At 63.1% G+C, this 25442-nt stretch carries 24 protein-coding genes; all 24 read left to right on the top strand.

The window, feature by feature from the left end:
• The first annotated feature begins 3 nt into the window (after positions 1 to 3).
• Positions 4 to 1218: a sporulation protein YqfD gene (yqfD, locus tag WMO45_RS12565; RefSeq protein WP_349141168.1), complete on the top strand. Its 1215-nt coding sequence runs from the start codon at positions 4 to 6 to the stop codon at positions 1216 to 1218.
• 9 nt (positions 1219 to 1227) lie between these two features.
• Positions 1228 to 2193: a PhoH family protein gene (locus WMO45_RS12570; protein ID WP_349141170.1), complete on the top strand. Its 966-nt coding sequence runs from the start codon at positions 1228 to 1230 to the stop codon at positions 2191 to 2193.
• Positions 2190 to 2675 carry an rRNA maturation RNase YbeY gene (gene ybeY / locus WMO45_RS12575; RefSeq protein ID WP_349141172.1) on the top strand — a complete coding sequence of 162 codons (486 nt, stop codon included), beginning with the start codon at positions 2190 to 2192 and terminating at the stop codon, positions 2673 to 2675. The genes WMO45_RS12570 and ybeY overlap by 4 nt, the downstream gene beginning before the upstream one ends.
• Before the next feature lie 34 nt (positions 2676 to 2709).
• Positions 2710 to 3603: a GTPase Era gene (gene era, locus WMO45_RS12580; RefSeq protein ID WP_349141174.1), complete on the top strand. Its 894-nt coding sequence runs from the start codon at positions 2710 to 2712 to the stop codon at positions 3601 to 3603.
• Positions 3604 to 3668: 65 nt separating this feature from the next.
• Positions 3669 to 3800 (top strand): hypothetical protein, encoded by a 132-nt coding sequence (locus WMO45_RS12585; protein WP_349141176.1) that lies wholly within the window; start codon positions 3669 to 3671, stop codon positions 3798 to 3800.
• Between the two features lie 31 nt (positions 3801 to 3831).
• Positions 3832 to 4587: a DNA repair protein RecO gene (recO, locus tag WMO45_RS12590; protein WP_349141178.1), complete on the top strand. Its 756-nt coding sequence runs from the start codon at positions 3832 to 3834 to the stop codon at positions 4585 to 4587.
• 1 nt (position 4588) lies between these two features.
• On the top strand, positions 4589 to 5464 hold the full coding sequence (locus WMO45_RS12595) for a PhzF family phenazine biosynthesis protein (protein WP_349141180.1): 876 nt from the start codon (positions 4589 to 4591) through the stop codon (positions 5462 to 5464).
• A complete protein-coding gene (locus WMO45_RS12600; RefSeq protein ID WP_349141182.1) occupies positions 5461 to 7833 on the top strand; it encodes an endonuclease MutS2 in 2373 nt (790 codons plus the stop codon). The genes WMO45_RS12595 and WMO45_RS12600 overlap by 4 nt, the downstream gene beginning before the upstream one ends.
• Before the next feature lie 209 nt (positions 7834 to 8042).
• Positions 8043 to 8306 carry an HPr family phosphocarrier protein gene (locus WMO45_RS12605; RefSeq protein WP_007495691.1) on the top strand — a complete coding sequence of 88 codons (264 nt, stop codon included), beginning with the start codon at positions 8043 to 8045 and terminating at the stop codon, positions 8304 to 8306.
• A gap of 62 nt (positions 8307 to 8368) precedes the next feature.
• Entirely contained in the window at positions 8369 to 9199 is an 831-nt protein-coding gene (locus tag WMO45_RS12610) for a CPBP family intramembrane glutamic endopeptidase (RefSeq protein WP_349141185.1), read from the top strand.
• Positions 9200 to 9472: 273 nt separating this feature from the next.
• Positions 9473 to 11311 (top strand): excinuclease ABC subunit UvrC, encoded by a 1839-nt coding sequence (gene uvrC, locus WMO45_RS12615; protein WP_349141187.1) that lies wholly within the window; start codon positions 9473 to 9475, stop codon positions 11309 to 11311.
• Positions 11308 to 12519 (top strand): transglutaminase domain-containing protein, encoded by a 1212-nt coding sequence (locus tag WMO45_RS12620; protein WP_349141189.1) that lies wholly within the window; start codon positions 11308 to 11310, stop codon positions 12517 to 12519. Before uvrC ends, WMO45_RS12620 begins: the two co-directional genes overlap by 4 nt.
• Before the next feature lie 34 nt (positions 12520 to 12553).
• Positions 12554 to 13099: a 16S rRNA (guanine(966)-N(2))-methyltransferase RsmD gene (gene rsmD / locus WMO45_RS12625; RefSeq protein ID WP_349141191.1), complete on the top strand. Its 546-nt coding sequence runs from the start codon at positions 12554 to 12556 to the stop codon at positions 13097 to 13099.
• Positions 13100 to 13132: 33 nt separating this feature from the next.
• Entirely contained in the window at positions 13133 to 13630 is a 498-nt protein-coding gene (gene coaD / locus WMO45_RS12630; protein WP_349141193.1) for a pantetheine-phosphate adenylyltransferase, read from the top strand.
• Positions 13630 to 14142 carry a hypothetical protein gene (locus WMO45_RS12635; RefSeq protein ID WP_349141195.1) on the top strand — a complete coding sequence of 171 codons (513 nt, stop codon included), beginning with the start codon at positions 13630 to 13632 and terminating at the stop codon, positions 14140 to 14142. The genes coaD and WMO45_RS12635 overlap by 1 nt, the downstream gene beginning before the upstream one ends.
• A gap of 336 nt (positions 14143 to 14478) precedes the next feature.
• Positions 14479 to 14895 (top strand): division/cell wall cluster transcriptional repressor MraZ, encoded by a 417-nt coding sequence (gene mraZ, locus WMO45_RS12640; RefSeq protein WP_349141197.1) that lies wholly within the window; start codon positions 14479 to 14481, stop codon positions 14893 to 14895.
• Position 14896: 1 nt separating this feature from the next.
• Positions 14897 to 15844: a 16S rRNA (cytosine(1402)-N(4))-methyltransferase RsmH gene (gene rsmH, locus WMO45_RS12645; protein WP_349141199.1), complete on the top strand. Its 948-nt coding sequence runs from the start codon at positions 14897 to 14899 to the stop codon at positions 15842 to 15844.
• Positions 15845 to 15865: 21 nt separating this feature from the next.
• A complete protein-coding gene (locus WMO45_RS12650) occupies positions 15866 to 16423 on the top strand; it encodes a hypothetical protein (RefSeq protein WP_349141201.1) in 558 nt (185 codons plus the stop codon).
• Positions 16424 to 16590: 167 nt separating this feature from the next.
• Positions 16591 to 18969, top strand: coding sequence for a penicillin-binding transpeptidase domain-containing protein (locus tag WMO45_RS12655; RefSeq protein WP_349141203.1), 2379 nt, complete (start codon positions 16591 to 16593; stop codon positions 18967 to 18969).
• A gap of 34 nt (positions 18970 to 19003) precedes the next feature.
• Positions 19004 to 20443: a UDP-N-acetylmuramoyl-L-alanyl-D-glutamate--2,6-diaminopimelate ligase gene (locus WMO45_RS12660; protein ID WP_349141206.1), complete on the top strand. Its 1440-nt coding sequence runs from the start codon at positions 19004 to 19006 to the stop codon at positions 20441 to 20443.
• 124 nt (positions 20444 to 20567) lie between these two features.
• Positions 20568 to 21554, top strand: a complete 987-nt coding sequence (gene mraY / locus WMO45_RS12665; protein ID WP_349141208.1) for a phospho-N-acetylmuramoyl-pentapeptide-transferase — start codon at positions 20568 to 20570, stop codon at positions 21552 to 21554.
• Between the two features lie 67 nt (positions 21555 to 21621).
• Positions 21622 to 22818, top strand: coding sequence for a putative lipid II flippase FtsW (ftsW, locus tag WMO45_RS12670; protein WP_349141210.1), 1197 nt, complete (start codon positions 21622 to 21624; stop codon positions 22816 to 22818).
• 172 nt (positions 22819 to 22990) lie between these two features.
• On the top strand, positions 22991 to 24118 hold the full coding sequence (gene murG, locus WMO45_RS12675) for an undecaprenyldiphospho-muramoylpentapeptide beta-N-acetylglucosaminyltransferase (RefSeq protein WP_349141212.1): 1128 nt from the start codon (positions 22991 to 22993) through the stop codon (positions 24116 to 24118).
• 65 nt (positions 24119 to 24183) lie between these two features.
• The gene (murA, locus tag WMO45_RS12680; protein WP_349141214.1) at positions 24184 to 25434 is read left to right on the top strand and encodes a UDP-N-acetylglucosamine 1-carboxyvinyltransferase; all 1251 of its coding nucleotides are present in this window, start codon (positions 24184 to 24186) and stop codon (positions 25432 to 25434) included.
• Positions 25435 to 25442: the final 8 nt, after the last annotated feature.

Genomic DNA, 25442 nt, shown 5'->3' on the forward strand with positions numbered 1-25442 from the left:
GGAATGCTGAAGCGTGTCATCAACTGCCTGCGGGGGAGCGTCCGGCTGGAGGTATCCGGGGCGTTTCCCGAGCGCTTTCTCAACCTCTGCGCCCAGAACGGGGTGCTCTTCTGGAATGTGGAGTGGCTGGAATCCACCCGCCTGCGCCTCACCCTCACCCGGCAGAGCAGCCGCCGGGTGGAGCCGCTGGCCCAGCGGGTACAGTGTACCGTCACCCCGGCGGGACGCAGCGGTATACCGTTTTTCCTGGCCCGGTTCCGGCGGCGGTACGCGCTGCTGGTGGGGCTGGCCCTGTCGCTGGCGGCGGTGTGTGTGTGCTCCCAGTTCATCCTCACCGTGGAGGTGGAGGGCAACGTCAATGTCTCCACGGCGACCATTCTCTCCGAGCTGCGGCGGCAGGGCCTGCGGCCGGGGGCCTACGGGCCGGGACTCAATGAGTCGGCCATCCGCCATGAGGCCCTCATCCACCTGCCCGAGCTGGCGTGGATGTCGGTCAATCTCCACGGCACCCGGGCCGAGGTGATGGTGCGGGAGGCGGTACAGGCGCCCGAGCTGGTGGATGAGGAACAGCTGGGAGATATCGTGGCCCGCTCCTCGGGGATCATCACCCGCATGGAGGTGCTGGAGGGAGAGGCCCGCTTCCGCACGGGGGACACCGTGGTGGAGGGGGAGGTGCTCATCTCCGGCCAGGTCCAGCTGGACGCACCCCAGTACAGCGAGCTGGAAAATCTGGGATACCTGCAGGTGCGGGCCTCCGGCCAGGTGTGGGCCCGGACCTGGCGCACCCTGACGGCAGTCATCCCACTCCAGGCCCAGGTCAAGACCTACACCGGCGAGCAGACCAGCCGCTGGTCCCTCACCGTGCTGGGGCAGCGGATCGAAATTTTCGGAAAGAGTGGAATTCCATTCCCCGGATATGATAAAATAAATGATACGTGGACGCTGACCCTGCCGGGGGAGCGGGAGATGCCCCTTGCTCTCAACCGGGAGACGTACCGCGCCTATACCACCACCGCCGTGTCCGTGGACCAGGCGGCGGCCCGGCAGCTGCTGGAGCAGCGGCTGCTGGACGCGCTGGAGCAGGAACTGGACGGCGGCGAGGTGGTGAACACGCAATACTCCTCCACCCAGCGGGACGGCCTGCTGGAGGTGACGCTCCAGGCGGAGTGCCGGGAGGAGATCGGGCGGTTCCGGCCAGCCCAATCACAGGAAAAATGAGGCGTACAAATGACGGAACAGACCATCAACATTGAGCGGATCGAAGACGCCATCGACCTCTTCGGGTCCTTTGACGAAAATATCAAGCTCATCGAGCGGGAGCTGGGGGTTTCGGTGGTGAACCGGGACTCCGAGCTCAAGATCAGCGGCGAGGCCGAGCAGGTCCTCTACGCCGTAAAGGCGGTGGAGGGACTGCTGGCCCTGGCCGGGCGGAAGGAGACCATCACCGAGCAGAACGTCCGCTACATCATCAATCTGGTGAAGGCGGGCAATGAGGAGCACATCAACGACATCGCCCGGGACGTTTTGTGCGTCACAGCCAAGGGCAAGCCGATCAAGCCCAAGACCCTGGGGCAGAAGCGGTATGTGGACGCCATCCGCAAGAACACCATCACCCTGGGCATCGGCCCGGCGGGCACCGGCAAGACCTATCTGGCCGTGGCGGCCGCCGTGGCCGCCTTCCGGGACAAGCAGGTCAACCGCATCATCCTCACCCGCCCGGCGGTGGAGGCCGGGGAGCGGCTGGGCTTTCTGCCCGGGGATCTGCAGAGCAAGGTAGACCCCTACCTGCGGCCCCTCTACGACGCCCTCTTCGACATGCTGGGGGCGGAGACCTACAACAAGTATCTGGAGCGGGGCGCCATCGAGGTGGCACCCCTGGCCTATATGCGCGGGCGCACCCTGGACGACAGCTTTATCATCCTGGACGAGGCCCAGAACACCTCCCGGGAGCAGATGAAGATGTTCCTGACCCGCCTGGGCTTCGGCTCCAAGATCGTCATCACCGGCGACATCACCCAGATCGACCTGCCCCGGGACACGGTCTCCGGCCTGAAGGAGGCCATGCGCGTGCTGGACGGGGTGGAGGACATCGCCATCTGCAAGCTGAACGAGACCGACGTGGTGCGCCACGTCATCGTCCAGCGGATCATCAAGGCCTACGAGGCCGATGAGAACCGGAGGGCCAAAAAATGAACCATGAAATTCTCGTTGAGACCGAGGTGGACGGGGCGGAGGAATACGCCGACCTGCTGCGCTGGGTGATCCCCGCCGCCCTGGATGCCCAGGGGGTGGACGTGCCCTGCGAGGTGGACGTGCTGTTCACCGACGACACGGGCATCCACGCCATCAATCTGGAGCAGCGGCAGGTGGACCGGCCCACCGACGTGCTCAGCTTCCCCATGTTCGACCTGCAGCCGGGGGAAAACCCCACCGAGGAGGACGCCGACCCAGGCACCGGTCTGGTGCCCCTGGGGGACATGGTGATCTCCCTGGAGCGGGCGAAGGCCCAGGGGGAGGAGTTCGGCCACGGCACCCGCCGGGAGGTGGCCTATCTGGCCGTCCACTCGGTGCTCCACCTGCTGGGCTACGACCACATGGACGAGGGACCCATGAAGCGGCAGATGAGAGAGCGGGAGGAGGCCATCCTGTCCGCGCTTGGCATCGGCCGGGATTAAAACATAAAACGCTCAAGAAAGTTGAGGATCACCTATGGAAATTAAAAAATCCGGTATGATAAGCATTGTGGGCCGGCCCAACGTGGGCAAGTCCACCCTGACCAACGCTCTGGTGGGGGAGAAGATCGCCATCGTCTCCAACAAGCCCCAGACCACCCGCAACCGCATCTGCGCGGTAGTCAACCGCAACGACTGCCAGTATGTCTTTCTGGACACCCCGGGCCTGCACCGGGCCCGCACCAAGCTGGGGGACTACATGGTGAACGTGGTCAAGCAGAGCGTGGCCGACGTGGACGCCATTCTGCTGCTGGTGGAGCCCATCCCCCACATCGGCGGCCCTGAGGCCGAGCTGATCGGGCGCATCAAGCAGCTGGGTGTGCCCTCGGTGCTGGTCATCAACAAGATCGACACCGTGGAGAAGGAGCAGCTGCTCGCCGTCATGCAGGCCTACGGACAGGCCCACGACTTCAATGCCATCCTGCCCATCTCCGCCAAGAACGGCGAGGGGGTGGACGAGCTGCTGGACCTGCTGGCGGAGTTTTTGCCGGAAGGCCCCCAGCTCTTCCCCGAGGACATGATCACCGACCAGCCCGAGCGGCAGGTGTGCGCCGAGATTATCCGGGAGAAGCTGCTTTTGTGCCTGGACAAGGAGATCCCCCACGGCACCGCCGTGGAGGTCACCCGCTTCTCCGAGCGGGACAACGAGATCATCGACCTGGACGCCACCATTTACTGTGAGAAGGCCAGCCACAAGGGCATCATCATCGGCAAGGGGGGCGCCATGCTGAAAAAGGTCTCCACCCTGGCCCGCACCGATATCGAGGCCTTCATGGGCACCAAGGTATTTTTGCAGACCTGGGTGAAGGTGAAGGAGAACTGGAGAGACAATATCAATCTCATCCACAATTTCGGCTATAAGGACGAATGAGCACATTTTACCGCTGATAAATGACGCCGATCCGGCCAAGCTAAGTCGGGAAGGAGTGGCTGGACGTGGAACGGACGGAACTTCTTTGGCGGCTTTTTGTGCGCACCGGCCTGCCGGAGGTGTACAGCCTGTACCGGCGGCTCGCCCCGGAAGAGCGGGAGAAAAAAGCGGCGGACGGACGCCCGGCGGGCGGTTGACCGCCCGCCTACATATTTGGGAGGAGAGAGCATGCACATCACCACCCAGGGGCTGGTGCTCCGGGAGGTCAACTACAGGGATTCGGACAAGCTGCTCAGCGTACTCACCGCCGAGGGGGGGCTACGCACCGTCCGGGCCAGGGGCTGCCGGAAGCGGAACAGCCCGCTGGCGGCGGCGGCCCAGCTGCTGGTGTATTCCGAGATGACCCTCTTCGAATACCGGGACCACGTGAGCCTGAATGAGGCCGAGTCCCTCCAGCAGTTCCGCCGGGTCCGCTCCGACCCGGAGCTGCTGAGCCTGGGGTCCTATTTCGCCCAGGTGATGGAGACCGTCTCGGTGGAGGGGCGGGCCGATCCGGCGGCCCTGTCGCTCATCCTCAATTCCCTCTACGCCCTGGACAAGCTGAACAAGCCCCAGGCCCTGGTGAAGGCGGCCTATGAGCTGCGCCTGATGTGCGTGGAGGGGTATGAGCCGCTGGTGGACGCCTGCGCCGTCTGCGGCCGGAGCGAGCCCGACCAGCCCCGGCTGAACCTGAGTGCGGGGGTGCTCCACTGCGCCGCCTGCGGGCAGGGCGTGGGGGAGGGGACCGCCCTGCCCCTGACGGAAAGCGCCCTGGCGGCCATGCGGCACATCGTCTACGGGGACCCCAAGCGCCTGTTCTCCTTTTCGGTGGATGAGGCGGGGCTGGCCTGCCTGAGCCAGGTGTGCGAACGCTTTTTGCTGACCCAACTGGACCGGGGGTTTCACACCCTGGACTATTACAAACAATGGAAAGCGGGGATGTAAGATGCAACTGTACGTAGCGGACGCCTTTACCACCGTGCGCTTTTCCGGCAATCAGGCCGGTGTGGCCCTGCTGGGCTCTGGGGATTTTCCGCCGGAAGAGCTCATGCGGGCCCTGGCGGGGGAGCTGAAGCACTCCGAGACCGCCTTTGTGCGGCAGACCGGGGACAAGGCCTTCCACATCCGCTACTTTACCCCGGCGGAGGAGGTGGACCTGTGCGGCCACGCCACCATCGCCGCCTTTACCGTCCTGCGGGATACCGGGGCCATCGCCCCCGGGGATTACGCCCTGCACACCCGCTCCGGTGACCTGGAGATCGGGGTGGGGACGGACGCGGTGTGGATGGACATGGCCGCCCCTCAGGACGGGCGCAGCTTTTCCGAGGGAGAACAGCGGGAGCTCTACGCCGCCTACGGCCTGACCCTGGCCGACCGCCCCGATGGGCTGGAGCCCCAGGCGGTGAGCACCGGGCTCATGGACATCCTGCTGCCGGTCAGAGACCGGGAGACTCTGGACAAGGCGGTGCAGAACGAGGCGGAGGTCACCCGCCTGTCGGAGCACTACGGCGTGGTGGGGGTCCACATGTTCTGCCCCCACACCCCGGATGCCGCCGCCCACTGCCGCAACTTCGCCCCCCTGTACGCCATCCCCGAGGAGGCGGCCACCGGCACCTCCAACGGGGCCCTGACCTACTATCTGTACCGCCGCGGCCTCATTTCGGCCGGGGCGGACAACCGCTTTGTCCAGGGGGAGAAGATGGGCAAGCCCTCCGAGATTTTGAGCCGCATCACCGGGGATGAGGGCGGCGTCAAAGTCCGGGTAGGAGGCCGCGCCCTCCTTACCCTGAAATGTGAATTGATAACGGGAGAACCTACATGACCGATTTGTTTGAAAAATCCATACAGACGCTGGAACTGCCGAAGGTGCTGGAGAAGCTGGCCGACCAGGCGGTGACGGCGGAGGGCAAGGAGCGCTGCCTCCAGCTGCGGCCCTTGACCGACGCTGACGATGTGCAGCGGGCCCTGGACGAGACCACCGCCGCGGTGAATATGACCGCTCTGCGGGGCTCCCCCTCTTTCTCCGGGGTGCGGCCCGTCCGGGCCTCCCTCCAGCGGGCCGACATGGGGGGTGCGCTGAACACGCGGGAGCTGCTGGACATCGCCGCCGTCCTCCGCTCCGCCCGCTCCGCCAAGGAGTACGGCGAGGGGGAGGGAGACCGGAGCAGTACCTGCATCGATCATCTGTTCCGCTCCCTGACGGCCAACCGCTTTCTGGAGGAGAAGATCACCGGGGCCATTGTGGGCGAGGATGAGATCGCCGACGCCGCCAGCCCCGAGCTGGCCGCCATCCGGCGGCACATCCGTGCCACCGCCGCCAAGGTGCGTGACATCCTCAACAAGCTCATCTCCTCCAACCAGGCCAAGTACCTCCAGGACGCCATCATCACCCAGCGCAACGACCGCTTTGTGGTGCCGGTCAAGTCGGAGCACAAGAACGACGTGCCCGGCCTGGTCCACGACGTATCCTCCTCCGGCTCCACCTTCTTCATCGAGCCCATGGGGGTGGTGAAGGCCAACAACGAGCTCAAGGAGCTCCAGTCCCGGGAGGAGAAGGAGATCGAGCGCATTCTGGCGGAGCTGTCCGCCGAGTGCGCCCAGTTCAAGGAGGACATCGCCCAGGACTATGATCTGCTCATCTTCCTGGACGTGATCTTTGCCCGGGCCAAGCTGGCCTACCGCATGCGGGCCTGCGCCCCCCGGCTGGATGCCAAGGGGCTCTATCTCCGAAAAGCCCGCCATCCCCTGCTGGACCCGGACAAGGCGGTGCCCAACGACCTGATGCTGGGGGAGAACTTCGACACCCTGGTCATCACCGGCCCCAACACCGGCGGCAAGACGGTGACCCTCAAGACCATCGGCTTGTTGACCCTGATGGCCCAGTGCGGACTCCACATTCCCGTGGGGGACGGCAGCTGTGTAAAAGTATTCAGCCGGGTGCTCTCCGACATCGGCGACGAGCAGTCCATTGCCCAGAATTTGTCCACATTTTCCTCCCATATGGTGAATATTGTTGGCATTCTGAAAGAGGCGGACGACGAGACCCTGATTTTGTTCGATGAGCTGGGGGCGGGTACCGACCCCGTTGAGGGCGCGGCTCTGGCCGCCGCCATCATCGACTCTGCCCGGGGGATGGGGGCTCTGGTGGCCGCCACCACCCACTATGCCGAGCTGAAGGTGTACGCCATGACCACCCCGGGGGTGGAAAACGCCTCCTGCGAGTTCAATGTGGACTCCCTGGCCCCCACCTACCGGCTGCTCATCGGCATCCCGGGCAAGTCCAACGCCTTTGCCATCTCCCAGCGGCTGGGCCTGCCCAAGACCATCATCCAGAAAGCTGCCGAGCGCATCGACGCGGAGAATGTCCGCTTTGAGGACGTGCTCACCCGGCTGGACGAGCAGCGCCAGGAGATGGAGCGGGAGAAGGAGGCCGCCGCCAGGCTCCGCCGGGAGATGGAGGAGACCGCCAAGGCCTCCCGGGAGTACAAGGCCCAGATGGAGGCCCAGCGGCTCAAAGCGGTGGAGAAGGCCCAGGCGGAGGCCCGGGCCATCCTGGATGAGGCCAGGGACACCGCCGACCAGGTGTTCAAGGAACTCAACGACATGCGCCGCCGCCAGCGTAAGGAAGAGGACTGGCAGAAGATCAACGACGAGCGGGCCGGCCTGCGCCACCGTTTGAATGAGGCCGAGGGCAAGCTGGGGGCACGGCCGGAGGAACCCGCTCCGCCGCCCACCCGGCCCGCAAAGGCGGGGGATACGGTGGAGCTCATCAAGATGGGCACCCAGGCCACCGTTATTTCGGTCAACAAGGATGGCTCCCTCCAGCTCCAGGCGGGCATCCTGAAGATCAACGCCAAGCAGGATGAGGTCCGCGTGGTGGAAGGGGAGAGCGTCAAGTCCGCCAAAAAGGTGGTGGCCCGGGCCGAGCACAAGCTGCGCTCCCTGGGGGCCTCCCCGGAGGTGGACCTGCGGGGCATGATGACCGACGAGGCCATCGGAGCCCTGGACCTGTTCCTGGACAACGCGGTGCTGGGCAAGCTCAATGAGGTGCGCATCATCCACGGCAAGGGCACCGGCGCGGTGCGCAAGGCGGTGCGGGAGCACCTCAAGCGCAGCCGGTATATCAAGTCCTTCCGCCCGGGCCGCTACGGCGAGGGCGAGGATGGCGTGACCATCGCCGAACTGAAGTAAGACAGCCCTGCGTCCCCTCCGAGCGCGGAGGTTTTCCGCAGAAACTCGCCGCGCCGTGACCATTGCGGAGCGGAAAGGGTGGGGCGGTCTGATTCGTCAATCAAACCAGTTTCTTGTTTGGAATTTGTGCATTTTGTCATTGACGGCGTGGGTTAAATTTGGTATCCTAATATACGAAGTATGCGAATGCATCTCTGGGGGGAAACGTTATGTATATGAAAGAGGCAGTCGTGAACAACCAGGTTGGCCTGCATGCCAGACCGGCGACCTTCTTTATTCAGAAGGCCAATGAGTTCAAAAGCTCCATCTGGGTGGAGAAGGATGAGCGGCGCGTCAACGCCAAGAGCCTGCTGGGCGTGCTTTCTCTGGGGATCGTGAAGGGGACTTCCATCAACCTTATCGCCGACGGTCCTGACGAGAAGGAAGCGGTCGAGGCTCTGATTGAGCTGATCTCCTCCAATTTCTCTGAGTAAGTCAAAACCGAGAGAAAAAAGCGCCGCATCCGCGGCGCTTTTTTTGATCATGGGGGTACAATATGGAGACGAAAAAGAGTGCGGGGCTGGAACCATACCTGTTCTGGATCTTGTTGGGCGGCCTGCTGTTTCTGCGGTTTCCGTGGCTGGTCCTTGGAGGCATTTTGGCCCCTGGGAACAATGTGGTGATCGTTGTCTATGAATTGGGTACCTGCCTGCTGACATTTCTTTTGGTTTTTTTGGAGCGGGAGCGGCTGGCGGAATACCACATGGACCGCCTGGCCCTGGTGCTGCTGGTGTGCGCGCCGGTTGCCATACTCATTGGGAGCAAGACCGGGGGCTATGCTCTGCCCGGGCAGGCGGTCAAGGCCGTCCTTGCTGTTGTGCTCCTGGCCGCGCTGTTCATCCGGCGGCCGGTATTGCCCCGGCGGGGAGCGGGCTGGACGGCGGGCTGCATCGGCGCGGCGGTGCTGGCCGGCGCGGTGCTGGCGGTTGTGACAGGCTTCGTGCTGTCCTTTCAGACTTCGGAGGCGATTGACTTGTCGGCGCTTCCTTCTGTGGGGAAGCTGCTGTACGGGTCGCTCTATCAGCTGGATTATGCCGCTGCGGCAGAGGAGCCACTGTTCCGCGGTTTTCTGTGGGGACGGCTGCGCAAGTGCGGCTGGAAGGACCACTGGATCTGGCTGTTCCAGGCGCTTCTGTTTGCGATAGGACACGCCTACTATGTGGGGAGCCGCAACATCTCTGCTTTCCTCGCGGTGCCGCTGGGCGCGCTGGCCCTCGGCCTCATTGCCTGGAAGACCAGAAGTGTGGGCGCCAGCATGATTGCCCACGGGATCACAAACGGATTTGGGTATACCCTGTCCCGGGTGTTTTATACGGTGATGGGATAACAGCCGTGTTTTGTGGAAAGGAGGGCGTGTAGCTCTTACCATGACCTTTGATGAACTGAAAGAAAAAGCCCATGCCCATCCCCCAAAACGCGCAGGGCGCTTTTGGGGCCCCCCAAGGGGATGATTTGACATCCTCGGCGGAAGTGAATTCCGCCTGCGGCGAGGTTTGGCCAATGGCCAAACGCTCGGACGGCGCAGAGCGCCGGGCCGCTGGCGCGCCCAGCGGCAGGGCATGACAAGTCCCGGCAGAAAGGAGGGCGTGTTGCCCCTACTATGACTTTCGACGAGTTAAAAGAAAAAGCCCATGCCCTGCCGCTGAAGCCGGGCGTGTATATCATGCAGGACAAGAAGAACACGGTCATCTATGTGGGCAAGGCCAAGGCCCTGAAAAACCGGGTGAGCCAGTACTTTGCCAACCTGGCCTCCCACACGGAGAAGACCCGGGCCATGGTGAGCCAGATCGACCACTTCGACGTGATCGTGGCCGACTCGGAGTTCGAGGCCCTGGTGTTGGAGAACTCCCTCATCAAGCGCCATCAGCCCCGGTATAACATCCTGCTCAAGGATGACAAGGGCTATCCTTACATCCGCCTGACGGTGAAGGAGGAGTACCCCCGCTTCTCCCTGGCCAACCGGGCGGCGGAGGATGGGGCCCGGTACTTTGGCCCCTACGGCAGCCGGGGGAACACCCAGAACATCATCGACGCCCTGCGCATCGCCCTGAAACTGCCCTCCTGCAACCGGAAGTTCCCCCGGGACATCGGTAGGGAGCGGCCCTGCCTCAATTACCACATGGGCCAGTGCGACGGCTACTGCCGGCGCGAGATGGACCAGAGCCGCTACCGGGAGGCCATTGACCAGGCCGTCCGCCTGCTGGAGGGCAAGTTCCAGGAGGTGGGGGACGAGCTGAAGGCGGAGATGGAGCTGGCGGCGGAGGAGCTGCGGTTCGAGAAGGCCGCCGAGCTGCGGGACCGGTACCGGGCCATCGAGCTGCTGGGCAAGCGGCAGAAGGTGGTGGCGGGCTCCCTGGCGGATACCGACGTGGTGGGCTTCCACAAGGGGGAGGCCACCCGCAGCTGCTTTGTGGTGCTCCACTTTGTGGAGGGAGAGCTGGCCGCCAAGGACTGGGACCTCATCGAGACCCCCATGGAGGAAGACCGGGCGGACATTCTCTCCGCCCTGGTGCGGCAGTATTACGGCGCCCGTGGAAACCTGCCCCGGCACATCCTGTTGCCCTGTGAGCTGGAGGACGAGGTGCCCCTCATGCGGCTGTTCTCTGAGCAGGCGGGGCGGAAAGTGGAGCTGGTGACCCCACAGCGGGGGGCCAAAATGGACCTGATCCGCCTGGCCAACAAGAATGCGGTGGAGGAAGTGGAGCGCTGGACCACCCGGGAGGAGCGGCAGAGCAAACTCATGGAGCTGCTGGGCGGCATGCTGAGTCTGCCGTCGGCGCCCCGGCGGATCGAGTCCTACGACATCTCCAACCAGGGTGCCGACGACATCGTGGCCTCCATGGTGGTGTATGTCAACGCCCGGCCCCTGAAGCGGGACTACCGCCACTTCAAGCTGAAGGACATGGACGGCCCCAACGACTACGCCTCCATGGACCAGGTGCTGCGGCGGCGGTTCCAGCGGTACCTGGACGGGGACGAGAAGTTTGCCGACAAGCCCGATGTGCTGCTCATCGACGGCGGAGAGAACCACGCCAAGGTGGCGGTGAAGGTGCTGGAGGAGCTGGGCCTTTCCATCCCGGTGTTCGGCATGGTGAAGGACGACCGCCACCGCACCCGTGCCCTGGTGACCCCGGAGGGACGGGAGATCGGCATCCAGGGCAACCAGGCCATCTTCTCCCTCATCGGCCAGATCCAGGAGGAGACCCACCGCTTTGCCATCGAGTTCCACCGCCAGCAGCAGAACCAGCGGGTCAAAGGCTCGGTGCTGGACCAGATCCCCGGCGTGGGGGAGAAGCGGCGGAGCGAATTGCTCAAGCACTTCAAGAGCATCAAACATATCAGGGCCGCCACCCTGGAACAGCTCCAGGCTGTGGTACCCAGAAATACCGCCCGGGCGGTGTACGACTTTTTCCGGGAGAAGGAGGGGGAGCCGTCATGAGGACCCGACGACGTCTACTGTCTCTGTTGCTGGCCGCCTGCCTGTTGGCGGCCCTGTGTGCCTGCGGCGCCCCGGCGGAAGGCCCCTCTTCCCCACCGGCGGGCTATGTGAGCGCGGACCAGGTGGCTCAGGCGGTACTGGACAGTCAGGACAATGCGGAAGGGCTGAGCGCCCTCACCGGGGATGGGCTGACCGACTACCTCACCGCCGTGTGCGGTGTGGAGGAAGGGCTGTGGACTGAGGCGGCGGCGTATACCGCTTCGGGTGTGGATGCCCGGGAGATCGTGGTGCTCCGCCTGAGCCAGGAGGACGACGGGGAGACCGTGACCCAGGCTCTGGAGGCGTACCGGCAGGCCCGGCTGGGGGATTTTTATGGCTATGCCCCGGACCAGGCCGCTCTGCTGGAGGAGGCGGTGGTCACCGCCCGGGACGGATATGCCGCTCTGCTGGTGTGTGAAGCGCCCCAGGAGGCTCTGGCGGCCTTTGAGGACGCGCTGGGCGGAGCGGTATCGGAGGTGCTGGCGGCCGATCCTACGCCGGTGTCCACCCTGGATGTCAGCGGCTTTGAGCCCTTCGATCCTCCCAACGAATATGACATGACTCTTTACGATACCTCCGCCATCCTGGCGGCCTGGGAGAGCGGGGAGGAGGACGGCCTGAGCGAAACGGACGCCGCCATCCTGGCCCGCTGCCGGGAGATTTTCGCGGAACATATCACCGAGGACATGACCGACTTTGAGAAGGAGCTGGCCCTCCACGACGCCCTGATCCGGCTGGGGAGCTACGACCAGTCGGTATACGATCCGGACACGCCCCAGGGCCAGCCGGACAGCGGGAATCCCTACGGCCTGCTGGTGGAGGGACAGGGCATCTGCCTTGGGTATGCCACCAGCTTCCAGCTGCTGATGGACCTGGCCGGGGTGGAGTGCATCACGGTGGTGGGGGCCTCCTTCGGCTCCACCAGCGACCACGCCTGGAACCTGGTGAAGCTGGAGGGGGAGTGGTACTGTGTGGACCCCACCTGGAACGACCCCACCGGCTGGGAATCGCTGCCGCGGAAGGACCAGTGGCAGCGTATCCACCACGCTTATTTCAATGTGACCAGCGATTACATGCGCCAGAGCGACCACCAGTGGGACTATGCCGCTGTGCCGGAGGCCACCGCCACCCGGTTTTTCTGGAACGGCGACGGCGCGCTGCCGCAGTGACGGCGAATTTACAACAGGAAAGCGAGGAAGCGCCATGCGCGTGATTACCGGAACCGCCCGTGGGCGGAAGCTGAAGGAACTGCCGGGTCTGGAGACCCGGCCCACCACCGACAAGGTGAAGGAGTCGGTGTTCAACATCATCCAGTTCGATATCGAGGGCCGGCGGGCGCTGGACCTGTTCGGCGGCACGGGCCAGATGGGCATCGAGGCCCTGTCCCGGGGCGCGGCCCACTGCACCTTTGTGGACCTGCGGAAGGAGGCCGCCGCCGTCATCCGGGAGAACCTGGCCCACACCCGGCTGGACGGGCAGGGCACGGTGGTGCAGGGGGATTATCTGGCCTTCCTCACCGGCTGCCGGGAGAAGTTCGATCTCATTTTTCTGGACCCGCCCTACGGCAAGGGACTGCTGGAAAAGGCCCTGGAGACCATCGCCAAGATTGACATCGTGACGGAAAATGGTATAATAATCTGCGAAAGTGCGGCCGAGAGCATGTTGCCGGAGCTGCCCGCGCCCTATGTGAAGGGGCGGGACTACCGCTATGGCAAGATCAAGGTCACGCTGTACCACCGCGCGGTCTGAGGGACCGCGTGGCCGTAAAGGATGTGACTGCGGATGAAGACCGCCATTTACCCCGGCAGCTTTGACCCCATCACCCTGGGACACCTGAATATCATCAAGCGGGCGGCGGTTTGCTTTGACAAGCTGATTGTCTGCGTCATGGTCAACTCGGAAAAGGTCAACCGGGGCCTGTTTACCCCGGAGGAGCGGGCAGAGCTCATCCGCAAGGTGGTGTGCAAGCTGCCCAATGTGGAGGTGGACTGTTCCTCCACGCTGCTGGCGGAATACGCCCGGCAGAAGCGGGCCTGCACCCTGGTGAAGGGCCTGCGGGCCGTATCCGACTATGAAAATGAGCTTCAGATGGCTCTGATCAACCGTAAGCTCAATCCCCGGCTGGAGACGATGTTTCTGCCTTCCAGCGCGAAATATACCTATGTGAGCTCCAGCGTGGTCAAGGAGATGGCCCGCTATGGGGCGGACCTGTCGGACTTTGTTCCGCGGGAGATCATTGCCGACATTCAGCAAAAAATGGACAGCAGGAGGGATGGCTGATGGCCACCGGCGTGGAAGAATTACTGGACATGCTCTTTGAGATGATCGATGAGGCCAAGAGCATGCCTCTGAGCAGTGACAAGTGCATTCTGGAGCGGGACAAGGCGCTGGACCTGCTGGACGAGATCCGGGGCCAGTTCCCCATGGAGCTGGCGGAGGCCAAAAAGCTCATCGCCGCCCGGGCGGACTATATCGCTTCGGCCAAGCGGGAAGGGGAGCTCATCCGCAAGCAGGCGGAGGAGAAGGCCAAGCAGATGCTCTCCGAGGATGAGCTTCTGGCTCAGACCAAGCAGAAGGCCAACGAGATGCTGCGTACCGCGGAGGAGCGCAGCCGGGACCTGCGCAAGGCAGCCAACGACTACTGTGAGGATGCCCTGCGCCGCACGGAAGAGGCTGTGGCTGAGGCCTATGATGAGATCAAGAAGTCCCGGGCCCGGTTCCGGGCTCTGACGGGGGCCGCCAGCTCGTCCTCCGGCAGCCGGCAGCCCTACGATGTGGAGGCGGAAGACTGACTCCGGTCACACAAATCAAGCGCCCTGCGTGCGTATGCGCGCAGGGCGCTTTGTTTACGTAACATAGGTTAATAGTAGGTTAATAGGGGGACTTTTTTTGCGCCAAATCCGGGAGGATGGCGCTTTTTTGTTGCCATTTGTAACAAAAAGAAATCGAACATATGTTTTTTGTACTGAAAAGGATCGATTTTGGCGGAAATATTGGCATTTTTCCCGCCAAAAAAGGTAAAAAAACTATTGCAATTCTGTTACAGACCATTTATACTGAAAAAGAAAGTGGAGCAAAGTGGAGCAAAAGACCGCTCTTAAGAAGCTGAGTGGAGGGAAGTGAACGGAATGACCGGCACCTACGAGCACAGCATTGATGCCAAGGGCCGCCTGTTCATTCCGGCCAAACTCCGGGAGGAGCTGGGCGTTACGTTCTATCTGGCCATGGGGGTGGACGCCTGCCTGGCCATCTATCCTCAGTCCACCTGGGACCGGTTTACAGAAAAATTTTCCTCTTTGCCCATGAGTCAGTCCAAGGCCATGCGCCCATTGTTTGCCAACGCCGCAAAATGCGAGTTGGACAGCCAGGGACGGATCGTGATCCCCCAGAAGCTGCGCAAGTATGCCGGGCTGGACAAGGATGTGGTGATCCTTGGCGTCAACGACCGGGCGGAGATCTGGAGCGCCGACGCATGGCGCGCCCAGGAGGAAGAGGAAATGACTCCGGAGAAAATGTCCGCCTGCATGGAGGCTTTGGGGTTCTGATATGAGCGAGACGACATTTATCCACAAACCGGTGCTGCTGGAGGAATGCATCCAGGCTCTGGCCATCCGGCCGGACGGGATCTATCTGGACGGCACCTTGGGCCGGGCAGGGCACAGCCGGGAGATCGCCCGGCGGCTGACCACCGGACGGCTCATCTGCGTGGACCGGGACCAGGCGGCCCTGGACGCGGCGCAGGAGCGGCTGGCTCCCTGGAAAGACAAGGTGAGCCTGGTACACAGCAATTTCTGCGAGCTGGACGCCATTCTGGACGGGCTGGGTCTGTCCGGAGTGGACGGGATGCTCTTTGATCTTGGGGTATCCTCGCCCCAGTTGGACGATGCGACCCGGGGCTTTTCCTATATGGCAGACGCACCGCTGGACATGCGTATGGACAAGAGCGACGCGCTGACCGCCCGGGCGGTGGTCAACGAGTGGCCGCAGGAGGAACTGCGGCGCATCCTCTGGCAGTATGGGGAGGAGCGCTACGCCCCCGCCATCGCCGCAGCCATCGTCCGCACCCGGGAAAAGCGGCCCATTGAGACCACGCTGGAGCTGGTGGAGGTCATCAAGGCCGCCATGCCTCCCGCGGCCCTGCGGGAAAAGCAGCACCCGGCCAAGCGGACCTTCCAGGCCATCCGCATCGCGGTCAACGATGAACTGGGCTCGGTGGACAAGATGGTCCAGCGGGCGGTCCCCCGGCTCAATCCAGGCGGACGGCTGGCGGTGATCTCCTTCCATTCGCTGGAGGACCGGATCGTGAAAAACGGCCTAGCGGCCTTTGCAAAAGGGTGTACCTGCCCGCCGGATTTCCCCGTCTGTGTGTGCGGGAAGAAGCCGGTGGTACGCCTGGTAAATCGAAAACCAATTGTCTCCGGCCCACAGGAGCTGGCGGAAAATCCGCGGGCGCGCAGCGCCAAACTGCGGGTGGCGGAGAAGCTGAATACCTAAGAGAATGGAGTGGACGGACTCATGGCAACTGCCGTCAAGCGCAGAAGCAGCAGATCTTCCCAATACGACCGTATCCCTTATGACGCATATGATGGTTCTGCGGCCCGGCAGCTGCAGCGGGAGGAAGTCCTGCGCCCCCGCCCCATGGTCCGTCCCAGAGAGCGGGCGGTGGTCCGGCCGCGGGTGCGGGTCCGGGAGGCTGGAAGTGTATCTCCCTTTGCGGTGGTTGGCTTTCTGGCCATCGGTGTGTTTGCGGTATTGCTGCTGTTCAGCTACGTGCAGCTGACCGTGATCTCTGAGCAGGTGGTGGAGCTCAAGGAGGAGATGACCACCCTTCAGACCGAAGAGGCCAAACTGCGGGCCCAATATGAGCTGGCCTACGACCTGGGGACCATTGAGGAGTCGGTGACCGCCGCAGGTACGATGGTCAAGCCCCAGAATGGACAGATCGTCTACGTGGATCTGTCGGAGCCGGATACGGTGACGTTCTTTGACGAGGATGCCCCAACTGCCGGACTGGAGGGCGCATTCCAGAGCGTCAAATCCATTGTCACGGAGATCGTGGAATATTTCCAGTGAGCAGGGCCATATATTGATTTGCAGACCCCAAAGAAATAGAACGGGCTGTCTTGTGCAGCCCGAAGAGAAGCGAGAGGGCGTAAGAAAAGTGATTTTCTTACGCCCTCCTGCGGTATTTGAAATTTTTGTGAGGTGAGCCGGTCATGGCATATCGGAAGCAAAAGAGAATGGCACAGCAGCAGCCGGATCGCCGGGCCAACCGTACGATCCTGGTGCGCACTTTATTTTTGCTGGGACTGTTCGGTGTGGCGGTTTTTATCCCCCTGTTTGTCAAGCTGTGGTCCATCCAAATCACGAACCATGACAAGTATGAACAGATGGCCATCGAGCAGCAGACGATGGACAGTAAGGTGGAGGCCAGCCGCGGCACCATCTATGACAGCAAGGGCGCAGTGCTGGCTATGAGCGCTACGGTCTACAACATCCAGCTTTCTCCCAAAGGGGTGGAGGAGGCCCAGGAGAACTACGCCAAAGCGGTGGAAGAGGCCAATGGCGATGCGGATAAGATGCCGGACTACCCCGAGCCCACCGACAGCTACATCGCCTCCGAACTGGCCCGGATCCTGGACCTGGAGGAAGAGGACATCCTGAAACGTCTGGAGAAGACCTGGTCTCAGTACGAGATCCTCAAGTGGCGGGTGGAGACCGAGCAGGCCGATGCCGTGCGGCAGTTCATTGTGGACAGTCATCTCACCGGCGGACTGTTTGTCATGCCCACGACCAAGCGTTATTACCCGGGCAATAGTTTGGCGGCTCAGGTCATCGGCTGGGTGAACCCCAACTTGGACAACACCGGCGCCTACGGCATGGAGGCGGTATATGACGATGAGCTCTCCGGCGAAACGGGGCGCGTGGTGACCGCCAAAAACGGCAAGGGTACCGAGATGCTCTACAGCTTTGAGGAATATTATGACGCCACCGACGGTAACGATATTACGCTGACGCTGGACAGTACCATCCAGTATTTCTGTGAGAGCATTCTGGAAAAAGGGGTGGAGCAGTTTGAGGTCCAGGACGGCGGTTTCTGCATCGCCATGGATCCCAATACCGGGGAGATCCTGGCCTGGGCCAATTCACCGACCTACGACCTGAACGACCCATGGGGAATTACCGATCCGGTGCTGAACCAATATCTGGAGACCGTCAAGAACGACCCCAATGCCAGCGAGGAAGCCTATTCCGAGGCCCTGGGCCAGCTGCAGAACCAGCAGTGGCGCAACAAGGCCATCAACGACACCTATGAGCCAGGCTCCACCTTTAAATCCGTGGTGCTGGCTGCCGCGCTGGAGGAGGGTGTGGTCAGTGAGAGCGATCACTTCTATTGCTCCGGCAGCGTGCAGGTAGCCGACCACACCATCCACTGTTCCAAGCGTGAGGGTCACGGTGACCAGACGCTGGAAAAGGCGGTGGCCAACTCCTGTAACCCGGCCTTTATCGCCATCGGTCAGAAGCTGGGGGCGGACAAATTCTATGACTATCTGGAAAGTTTCGGTTTCCTGGAGCCCACCGGCATCGATATGCAGGGCGAGCCAAAGAACGATCCGGTGAGCGCGGGATTGATCTGGAGCCGGGAGTATTTTACCAGTGCCGAAGGTATCTCCTCCCTGGCCACAGCCTCCTTCGGCCAGCGCTTGAAGATCACCCCCATCCAGATGATCACCGCCGCGTCCGCCGTCATCAACGGCGGTCACCTGATGAAGCCCTATGTGGTCTCCCAGATCACGGACCCCGATGGTAACGTGATCCAGCATACAGAACCCACCGAAGTGCGCCAGGTGGTCAGCGAGCAGACCAGCGAGCGCTGCCGGTCCATCCTGGAGAAGGTGGTGGACGGCGGTACGGGTAAAAATGCCGCGGTGGAGGGCTACCGTATCGGCGGCAAGACCGGTTCCTCCGAGACCGGCGAGACCGACCATACCATCGTCTCCTTCCTGGGATTCGCCCCCGCGGACGATCCCCAGGTGGTCATCCTGCTGGCCTACGATAACCCCAAGCCCGCCTTCCCCGGTGCCAACACCACCGCCGGCGGCTGGTACATCAGCGGCGGCAATATGGCGGCCTTGATGGCCAGCGAACTGCTGGAGAACATCCTGGACTACATGGGCGTGGAAAAGACCTACTCTGCCACTGCCGATACCCTGGTGCCCAACCTGGCCGGGACCACCCTGGCCGATGCCACCAGTAAGCTCCAGAAGGCCAACCTGACCCTGCGCACCGTGGGCGACGGCGAGACCGTGACCGGACAGATCCCGGCGGCGGGCGCTTCCATCCCCGGCGGCAGCGAGGTGGTGCTCTACATGGGCACCGAGGTGCCTACCGACCAGGTCCAGGTGCCCAACCTCATCGGCCTGACCGCCGAGCAGGCTAAGCAGAAGCTCAGCAGCGTGGGCCTGTATCTGAAAGCTTCGGGCGCCACCGAATATGGCAGCAGCGTAGTGGCCTATGAGCAGTCCATAGCGGCTGGTACCAGCGTGGACCGCGGCACCATCGTGGAGGTCCGCTTTACCGACAGCACCGCCAGCGGCGGCGGCGGCACCGGCCTGTAACAGGCGGTATCATTGAGGAGAACGGGGGGAGTGCATGTATCTGAATGCTCTGCTGGACGGCGTGGCGCTGACACAGCGGCAGGTTGGAGATGTGGAAATTTCAGGAATTTGCTATGATACCCGAACGATGACGCCCGGTTGCCTGTTTGTGGCCCTGACGGGCTATCAGACCGATGGACACCAGTACATCCGCCGGGCGCTGGAACAGGGGGCGGCGGCGGTGCTCTGCCAGCGGCCGCCCCGGGAGGAAGGCCCCTGGCTGGTGACGCCGGATACCCGTGGGGCCCTGGCAACGGTCTCGGCCAACTGGTTCGGCCATCCCGCCCGGGAGCTGACCGTGCTGGCCGTCACCGGCACAAACGGAAAGACCACCACCACCTATCTGCTCAAAGCCATGCTGGAGGGGGTGCTGGGGGCCAAGGTGGGCCTCATCGGAACCAACCAGAACCTGATCGGGGAGGAGATCCTCCCCGCCCACCGTACCACGCCGGAATCCTGGGAAGTACAAAAGCTGCTGCGGGAGATGGCCGACGCCGGCTGCACCCACGTGGTGATGGAGGCCTCCTCCCACGCGCTGGTGCTCCACCGGCTGGACGGCATTCGCTTCCGGGCGGGGATCTTCACCAACCTGACCCAGGACCACCTGGATTTTCACGGCACCATGGAGGCCTACCGCCAGGCAAAGGGCCTGCTGTTCCGCCAGAGCGACACCGCGGTGCTCAATCTGGACGACGAGGCCGGACGCTACTATGCTTCCAATGTGGAAGGGGAAAAGATCACCTATTCTGAGTGCCGGGACGAGGCCGACCTGACGGCCAAAAATCTGCGTCTGTTTCCCGACCGGGTGGAGTTCGAGGCGGTGAGCGTGGGGGAGATCGCCCGCGTCCGCCTGCCCATCCCCGGGGGCTTTACCATCTACAACGCCCTGGGCGTCATTGCCTGCGGACTGGCGCTGGGGCTGCATCTGGCGGATATTGCCCGTGCGCTGGCCGGAGCCAGGGGTGTCCGGGGACGCATCGAGGTGGTACCTGTGCCGGCGGACTATACCGTACTCATCGACTATGCCCATACCCCTGACGCGCTGGAGAACATCCTGACCACGGTCCGGGACTTTACCTCCGGACGGGTGATCTGCCTGTTCGGCTGCGGGGGTGACCGGGACCGGTCCAAGCGCCCTCAGATGGGAGCCATTGCCGGTACCCTGGCCGATGTGGCGGTGGTCACCTCCGACAACCCCAGGACAGAGGAGCCCGAGGCCATCCTCCGGGACATCCTGGGCGGGATGGAGGGCACTCCGGCCCAACGGTATGTGGAGCCAGACCGGAGAGCCGCCATCCGCCTGGCACTGGACCAGGCCCGGCCCGGCGACACGGTGGTGCTGGCCGGGAAAGGACACGAGACTTACCAGGAGATCGGCGGCGTACGGCAGCATCTGGATGAGCGGGAAGAAATTGCCGCCTATTTTCAGAAATAGACGGGGAAGTTTGTTGGAAATGGGAGTAGAAACACCGGGAACGATGTGATAAAATACCTATCCGGTCTCATTGTGTGTGAAATCGAAAATCAAACCATATCCGGTTTTGGAGGGTGCAAAAGAGATGTTGAGAGTCGTCATGGGTTTTGTCGTGGCTTTTGTGGTGGCCGCTGCGGTGGGAAAGATCCTGATTCCGGTCCTGCGGGCCATGAAGGCCGGGCAGTCCATCAAGGAGATCGGTCCCACCTGGCACATGTCCAAGCAGGGAACGCCCACCATGGGCGGTCTGATGTTCATCATCGGCATCGGGGTGGCGGTGGCCGCCCTGGGCTGGCAGGATTTTGCCGCCGGCCGTTTTGGCGGAGCGTTTGTGTTCCTGTTTGCGCTGGTCTTCGGCGTCATTGGGTACATTGACGACTTCTTTAAGGTAAAGAAGCACGAGAACACCGGCCTGACTGCCCCGCAGAAGTTTCTGCTCCAGCTGGCGGCGGCCATCCTGTTCACAGTGCTCATGCGCAACCACAACTATCTGACGCCGGATCTTTACGTACCCTTTTTCAACGTGACCTTTAACCTCCCCTGGCCGGTCTATATGGTGTTTGCCGCCTTTGTCATGGTGGGATGTGTCAACGCCGTCAACATCACCGACGGCATTGACGGCCTGGCCACCGGCGTGACCATGCCCGTGGCCCTGTTTTTCACCGCCGTGGCCTGCTGGTGGGGCTATTACGAGCTGGGGCTGTTTGCCGCGGCCCTCTTTGGCGGGCTGTGCGGATTTTTGATCTACAACTTCCACCCCGCCAAGGTGTTCATGGGAGATACCGGCTCACTGTTTCTGGGGGGCGCGGTGTGCGGCATGGCATTTGCCCTGGATGTGCCCCTGATCCTCATCTTGGTGGGCATCATCTACATCGCCGAGACCCTGTCTGACATCATTCAGGTGGGCTACTTTAAGCTGACCCACGGCAAGCGGATCTTCCGCATGGCGCCCCTGCACCACCATCTGGAGATGGGGGGCTGGAGCGAGGTAAAGCTTTTCTGCGTCTTCAGCTGCATCACGCTGGCCGCCTGTGTGCTGGCCTTCTGGGGCGTGATGAACCGTTACCTGTAAACCCAGTCTTGCCAACGCGCATCCAAGGAGGTGAGGGACTCTGGCAAAGCGTAAACGTGACCTGACCATGGAGGAGCAGCTGGCCCGGGGCCCTATGGATCTGCCCTTTCTCATGCTGGTGCTGCTGCTGACCGGCATCGGTGTCATCATGGTGTTTTCTGCGTCCTTCGCCACGGCCTACTACGATTCCAGCGTGGCCCAGAACGATCCCACCTATTACTTCATCCGGCAGGGAGCCTTTGCTCTGGCTGGTCTGGCCATCATGTATTTTGTCTCCAAGATCAATTACCAGACCTTCCGCTGGATGTCGGTCTTTGTGCTGGGCATCTCGTTTCTCTTGCTGCTCATGGTGCTGATACCCGGCATCGGCGTTACCCGCAACAACGCCACCCGCTGGATCAAGCTGCCCGGCATCCCTCAGTTCCAGCCGTCGGAAATCGCCAAGATCGGCGTCATCATGTACTTTGCCGCCCGGTTGTCCAAGCGCAACACGGAAAAGACCCGGCGGTTGTCGCCCCGCCACCCCCTCAGCGGAGTGGCCGGCGTTCTGGAACGCATCGGCTTTCTGGAACTGGTGCCCTATGGGGCCATCCTGCTGGCGGTAGCCGGACTGATGCTGATGGAGCCCCACATGTCGGGCACCATCCTCATCATGGCCGGCGGCGCGGCGGTGCTGTTCGCCGCAGGCATCAAGCTCTACTGGTTCATCGGCGGCGGCTCGCTGATGGCGGCTGGACTGTGGTTTATCATGACCCAGACCCCCTACATGGCCAGCCGCATCAGCCTCTGGCGCAACCCGTGGGACGACGGGATGAACGGCCTGGGCAAAGGATACCAGACCATTCAGTCTCTGTACGCCATCGGCTCGGGCGGCCTTTTGGGCCTGGGCCTGGGCAAGAGCCGCCAGAAATTCCTCTACATCCCCGAGCCGGAAAACGACTACATTTTCGCCATCGTCTGTGAGGAGCTGGGCTACATCGGCGCGGCGGTGGTGCTGATTTTGTTCGCGCTGCTCATCATCCGGGGGTTCTGGATCGCCATCCACGCCCGGGACCGCTTCGGCGCGCTGCTGGTGGTGGGCATCACCACCCTGACGGCGGTACAGGTCTTTCTGAACATCGCCGTGGTGACCAACCTGATCCCCGTCACCGGTATCTCTCTGCCGTTTTTCAGCTACGGCGGCACGGCACTTATCATTCAGCTGGCCGAGATGGGCATGATCCTGTCGGTCTCCCGCCAGATCCCGGCACCCAAACAGGAATAGGAATGTCCAGGGGGCATCCCATGCCCCCTGGATACGGGTCTGCGTGCCGGCGAAGCCGGCGACTTGACCCGATACCCCCGGTTTCGCGCCCTGTGGCGCGGGTCAGGGTGTCGTTCCGGAAAGTGAATTCCCGAAACGACGGATTTCCAATTACAAGGAGGAACGAACAGACATGAATATCCTCTTTACCTGCGGCGGTACGGCGGGGCATGTCAACCCGGCCGTGGCCCTGGCCCAGATGTTTCAGGCCCGCAATCCGGGCTGCAAGGTACTCTTTGTGGGGGCTGACGGCGGGATGGAAACCCGTCTGGTCCCCAAGGAGGGCTATGAGATCGAGACGGTGACCATCACCAATTTCCGCCGTTCCCTCTCTCCCGCCGCCATTGGGCACAATATCCGCACCCTGCTGAACATGAACAAGTCCAAAAAGCAGGCCAACGCCATCCTGGACCGGTTCAAGCCCGATCTGGTGGTAGGTACCGGGGGTTATGCCTCCTACCCGGTGGTGAATGCCGCCGCGGCCCGGGGCATCCCCACCGCCGTCCACGAGTCCAACGCCGTCCCCGGTTTGACCACCAAGGCTCTGGCCAAGGTGGTGGACCAGGTGATGGTGGGCTTTGAGGAGAGCCGCAGCCACTATGACGACCCGTCCAAGGTGGTGGTCACCGGCACTCCGGTGCGGGAGGACTTTTTCCGCTATACCCGCCGGGAGGCCCGGGAGCGGCTGGGCCTGCACGACGATAAGCCCCTGGTGCTCTCGGTCTGGGGCAGCCTGGGGGCGGAGGTGATGAACCGGCAGATGGCCGAGTGCATCGCTCTGGAGTACCGGGCGGGCGCGCCCTACCACCACGTCCACGGCGCCGGCCGGGACTATGCCGCCGTACAGGAGCAGCTGCGGCAGGCGGGTGTGGAGCCGTGCCCGGAACTGGATGTGCGGGAGTACATCTATGACATGCCCCTGGTGATGGCGGCTGCCGATCTGGTGCTGTGCCGGGCGGGAGCGTCCACCATCGCCGAGATTGCCGCCATTGCCCGGCCGGCGGTGCTGGTGCCCTCACCCAATGTGGTGGCGGACCACCAGACCAAGAACGCCCGGGTGCTGGCCAATGCCGGCGGCGCGGTACTGCTGCCTGAGAGTGAGTCCAGCGGGGAGAAGCTCTATGAGCTCATCCGCACACTGCTGGACGACGCCCCCCGGCGGGAGAACATGAGCCGCGCCCTGCGGGAAATGGCAGTGCCCGACGCGGCCGAGCAGATCTATCACACTCTGACGGGCCTGATGGAGAAAGGGAAGAAATGAACCCGCCGTCCATCCTGCGCATAGGATAGCGTACCCAACATAGATGCATGCGGAGGATGGACCATATGAGTACTTATATCGTGGAGGGTGGCCGCCCTCTGGAGGGCGCCGTGCGGGTGCACGGGGCCAAGAACAGTGTGCTGCCCATTTTGGCGGCCTGTCTTCTGGCACCGGGGGAGTGTGTCATCCATAACTGCCCGGAACTGTCCGATGTGACGGCCTCCCTGGATATCCTGCGCCACCTGGGCTGCCGGGCATGGCGGCAGGATGGAGAGTGTGTGGTGGTGGATGCCTCCGCCCCCACGGGCTGGGATGTACCCGACGCTCTGATGCGGGAGATGCGCTCCTCGGTGATCTTCCTGGGGGCCATCCTGGGCCGGATGGGACAGGCGAAGCTGTGCGCGCCGGGAGGCTGTGAGCTGGGCCCCCGGCCCATCGATCTGCACCTTGCGGCCATTCGGGCCCTGGGTGGGACCATTACCGAGAGCGAAGGAGGGCTCCGCTGTGCCGGGGCGCTGCGGGGGGCGGATATTGTGCTGTCCCTGCCCAGCGTGGGGGCCACCGAGAATGCCATGCTGGCGGCGGTGTGCGCACAGGGGACCACGACGATCACCAACGCGGCCCGGGAGCCGGAGATCGTGGATCTGCAGCAATTTCTCTGCACGCTGGGCGCCAGGGTCCGGGGAGCGGGCAGCTCGGTGATCACGGTGGAGGGCGGGCATGCGCTCCACGGCGGGGAATATACCGTCATGGGCGACCGGATCGTGGCCGCCACCTATCTGGCGGCCGCTGCGGCGGCCGGAGGAGAAGTCGAGGTGTCCGGAGTGGATTACCGCCATCTCTCCACGGTGACAGCGGTCCTGAATGAGGCCGGCTGTACAGTGCAGAGTGACGGAACGCGTGTCAGCCTGCGCAGCGGCGGTATGCTCCGGGGGGTCCGGCCCATCCGTACCGCGCCCTATCCGGGCTTTCCCACGGATGCCCAGGCGCCTTTGATGGCGGCGCTGGTCCGGGGCGAGGGATGTACCGTATTTGTGGAGAATATGTTTGAGAGCCGGTACCGCCACGTGGATGAGCTGGCCCGCATGGGGGCGGATATCCGGGTGGAGGGCCGTGTGGCGGTGGTATACGGCGTGCCCCGGCTCCACGGCGCCCGGGTCCGGGCCGCCGACTTGCGGGGCGGGGCTGCCCTGGTGGTGGCTGCCCTGGCGGCCGACGGGATCAGCCGGATCGAGGGGCTGCACCACATCGACCGGGGCTATCAGTCGCTGGAACGGGACCTGCGGGCCCTTGGAGCGCAGATCGTCCGCAGCTGAGGCGGAGA

Origin of the sequence: Flavonifractor hominis (assembly GCF_040095835.1) — a bacterium.
In the GTDB taxonomy this organism is placed as follows: Bacteria; Bacillota; Clostridia; order Oscillospirales; family Oscillospiraceae; genus Flavonifractor; species Flavonifractor hominis.

What these genes read in the sequence shown, in the direction of transcription:
- ybeY (WP_349141172.1), top strand. Translation starts at nt 2,190, where the DNA reads ATGAACCATGAAATTCTCGTTGAGACCGAGGTGGACGGGGCGGAGGAA.
- uvrC (WP_349141187.1), top strand. Translation starts at nt 9,473, where the DNA reads ATGACTTTCGACGAGTTAAAAGAAAAAGCCCATGCCCTGCCGCTGAAG.
- rsmH (WP_349141199.1), top strand. Translation starts at nt 14,897, where the DNA reads ATGAGCGAGACGACATTTATCCACAAACCGGTGCTGCTGGAGGAATGC.
- WMO45_RS12600 (WP_349141182.1), top strand. Translation starts at nt 5,461, where the DNA reads ATGACCGATTTGTTTGAAAAATCCATACAGACGCTGGAACTGCCGAAG.
- era (WP_349141174.1), top strand. Translation starts at nt 2,710, where the DNA reads ATGGAAATTAAAAAATCCGGTATGATAAGCATTGTGGGCCGGCCCAAC.
- recO (WP_349141178.1), top strand. Translation starts at nt 3,832, where the DNA reads ATGCACATCACCACCCAGGGGCTGGTGCTCCGGGAGGTCAACTACAGG.
- WMO45_RS12655 (WP_349141203.1), top strand. Translation starts at nt 16,591, where the DNA reads ATGGCACAGCAGCAGCCGGATCGCCGGGCCAACCGTACGATCCTGGTG.
- rsmD (WP_349141191.1), top strand. Translation starts at nt 12,554, where the DNA reads ATGCGCGTGATTACCGGAACCGCCCGTGGGCGGAAGCTGAAGGAACTG.
- mraY (WP_349141208.1), top strand. Translation starts at nt 20,568, where the DNA reads ATGTTGAGAGTCGTCATGGGTTTTGTCGTGGCTTTTGTGGTGGCCGCT.
- WMO45_RS12660 (WP_349141206.1), top strand. Translation starts at nt 19,004, where the DNA reads ATGTATCTGAATGCTCTGCTGGACGGCGTGGCGCTGACACAGCGGCAG.
- WMO45_RS12570 (WP_349141170.1), top strand. Translation starts at nt 1,228, where the DNA reads ATGACGGAACAGACCATCAACATTGAGCGGATCGAAGACGCCATCGAC.
- coaD (WP_349141193.1), top strand. Translation starts at nt 13,133, where the DNA reads ATGAAGACCGCCATTTACCCCGGCAGCTTTGACCCCATCACCCTGGGA.
- WMO45_RS12595 (WP_349141180.1), top strand. Translation starts at nt 4,589, where the DNA reads ATGCAACTGTACGTAGCGGACGCCTTTACCACCGTGCGCTTTTCCGGC.
- murA (WP_349141214.1), top strand. Translation starts at nt 24,184, where the DNA reads ATGAGTACTTATATCGTGGAGGGTGGCCGCCCTCTGGAGGGCGCCGTG.
- WMO45_RS12610 (WP_349141185.1), top strand. Translation starts at nt 8,369, where the DNA reads ATGGAGACGAAAAAGAGTGCGGGGCTGGAACCATACCTGTTCTGGATC.
- WMO45_RS12605 (WP_007495691.1), top strand. Translation starts at nt 8,043, where the DNA reads ATGTATATGAAAGAGGCAGTCGTGAACAACCAGGTTGGCCTGCATGCC.
- murG (WP_349141212.1), top strand. Translation starts at nt 22,991, where the DNA reads ATGAATATCCTCTTTACCTGCGGCGGTACGGCGGGGCATGTCAACCCG.
- ftsW (WP_349141210.1), top strand. Translation starts at nt 21,622, where the DNA reads ATGGAGGAGCAGCTGGCCCGGGGCCCTATGGATCTGCCCTTTCTCATG.
- WMO45_RS12620 (WP_349141189.1), top strand. Translation starts at nt 11,308, where the DNA reads ATGAGGACCCGACGACGTCTACTGTCTCTGTTGCTGGCCGCCTGCCTG.
- mraZ (WP_349141197.1), top strand. Translation starts at nt 14,479, where the DNA reads ATGACCGGCACCTACGAGCACAGCATTGATGCCAAGGGCCGCCTGTTC.
- yqfD (WP_349141168.1), top strand. Translation starts at nt 4, where the DNA reads ATGCTGAAGCGTGTCATCAACTGCCTGCGGGGGAGCGTCCGGCTGGAG.
- WMO45_RS12635 (WP_349141195.1), top strand. Translation starts at nt 13,630, where the DNA reads ATGGCCACCGGCGTGGAAGAATTACTGGACATGCTCTTTGAGATGATC.
- WMO45_RS12650 (WP_349141201.1), top strand. Translation starts at nt 15,866, where the DNA reads ATGGCAACTGCCGTCAAGCGCAGAAGCAGCAGATCTTCCCAATACGAC.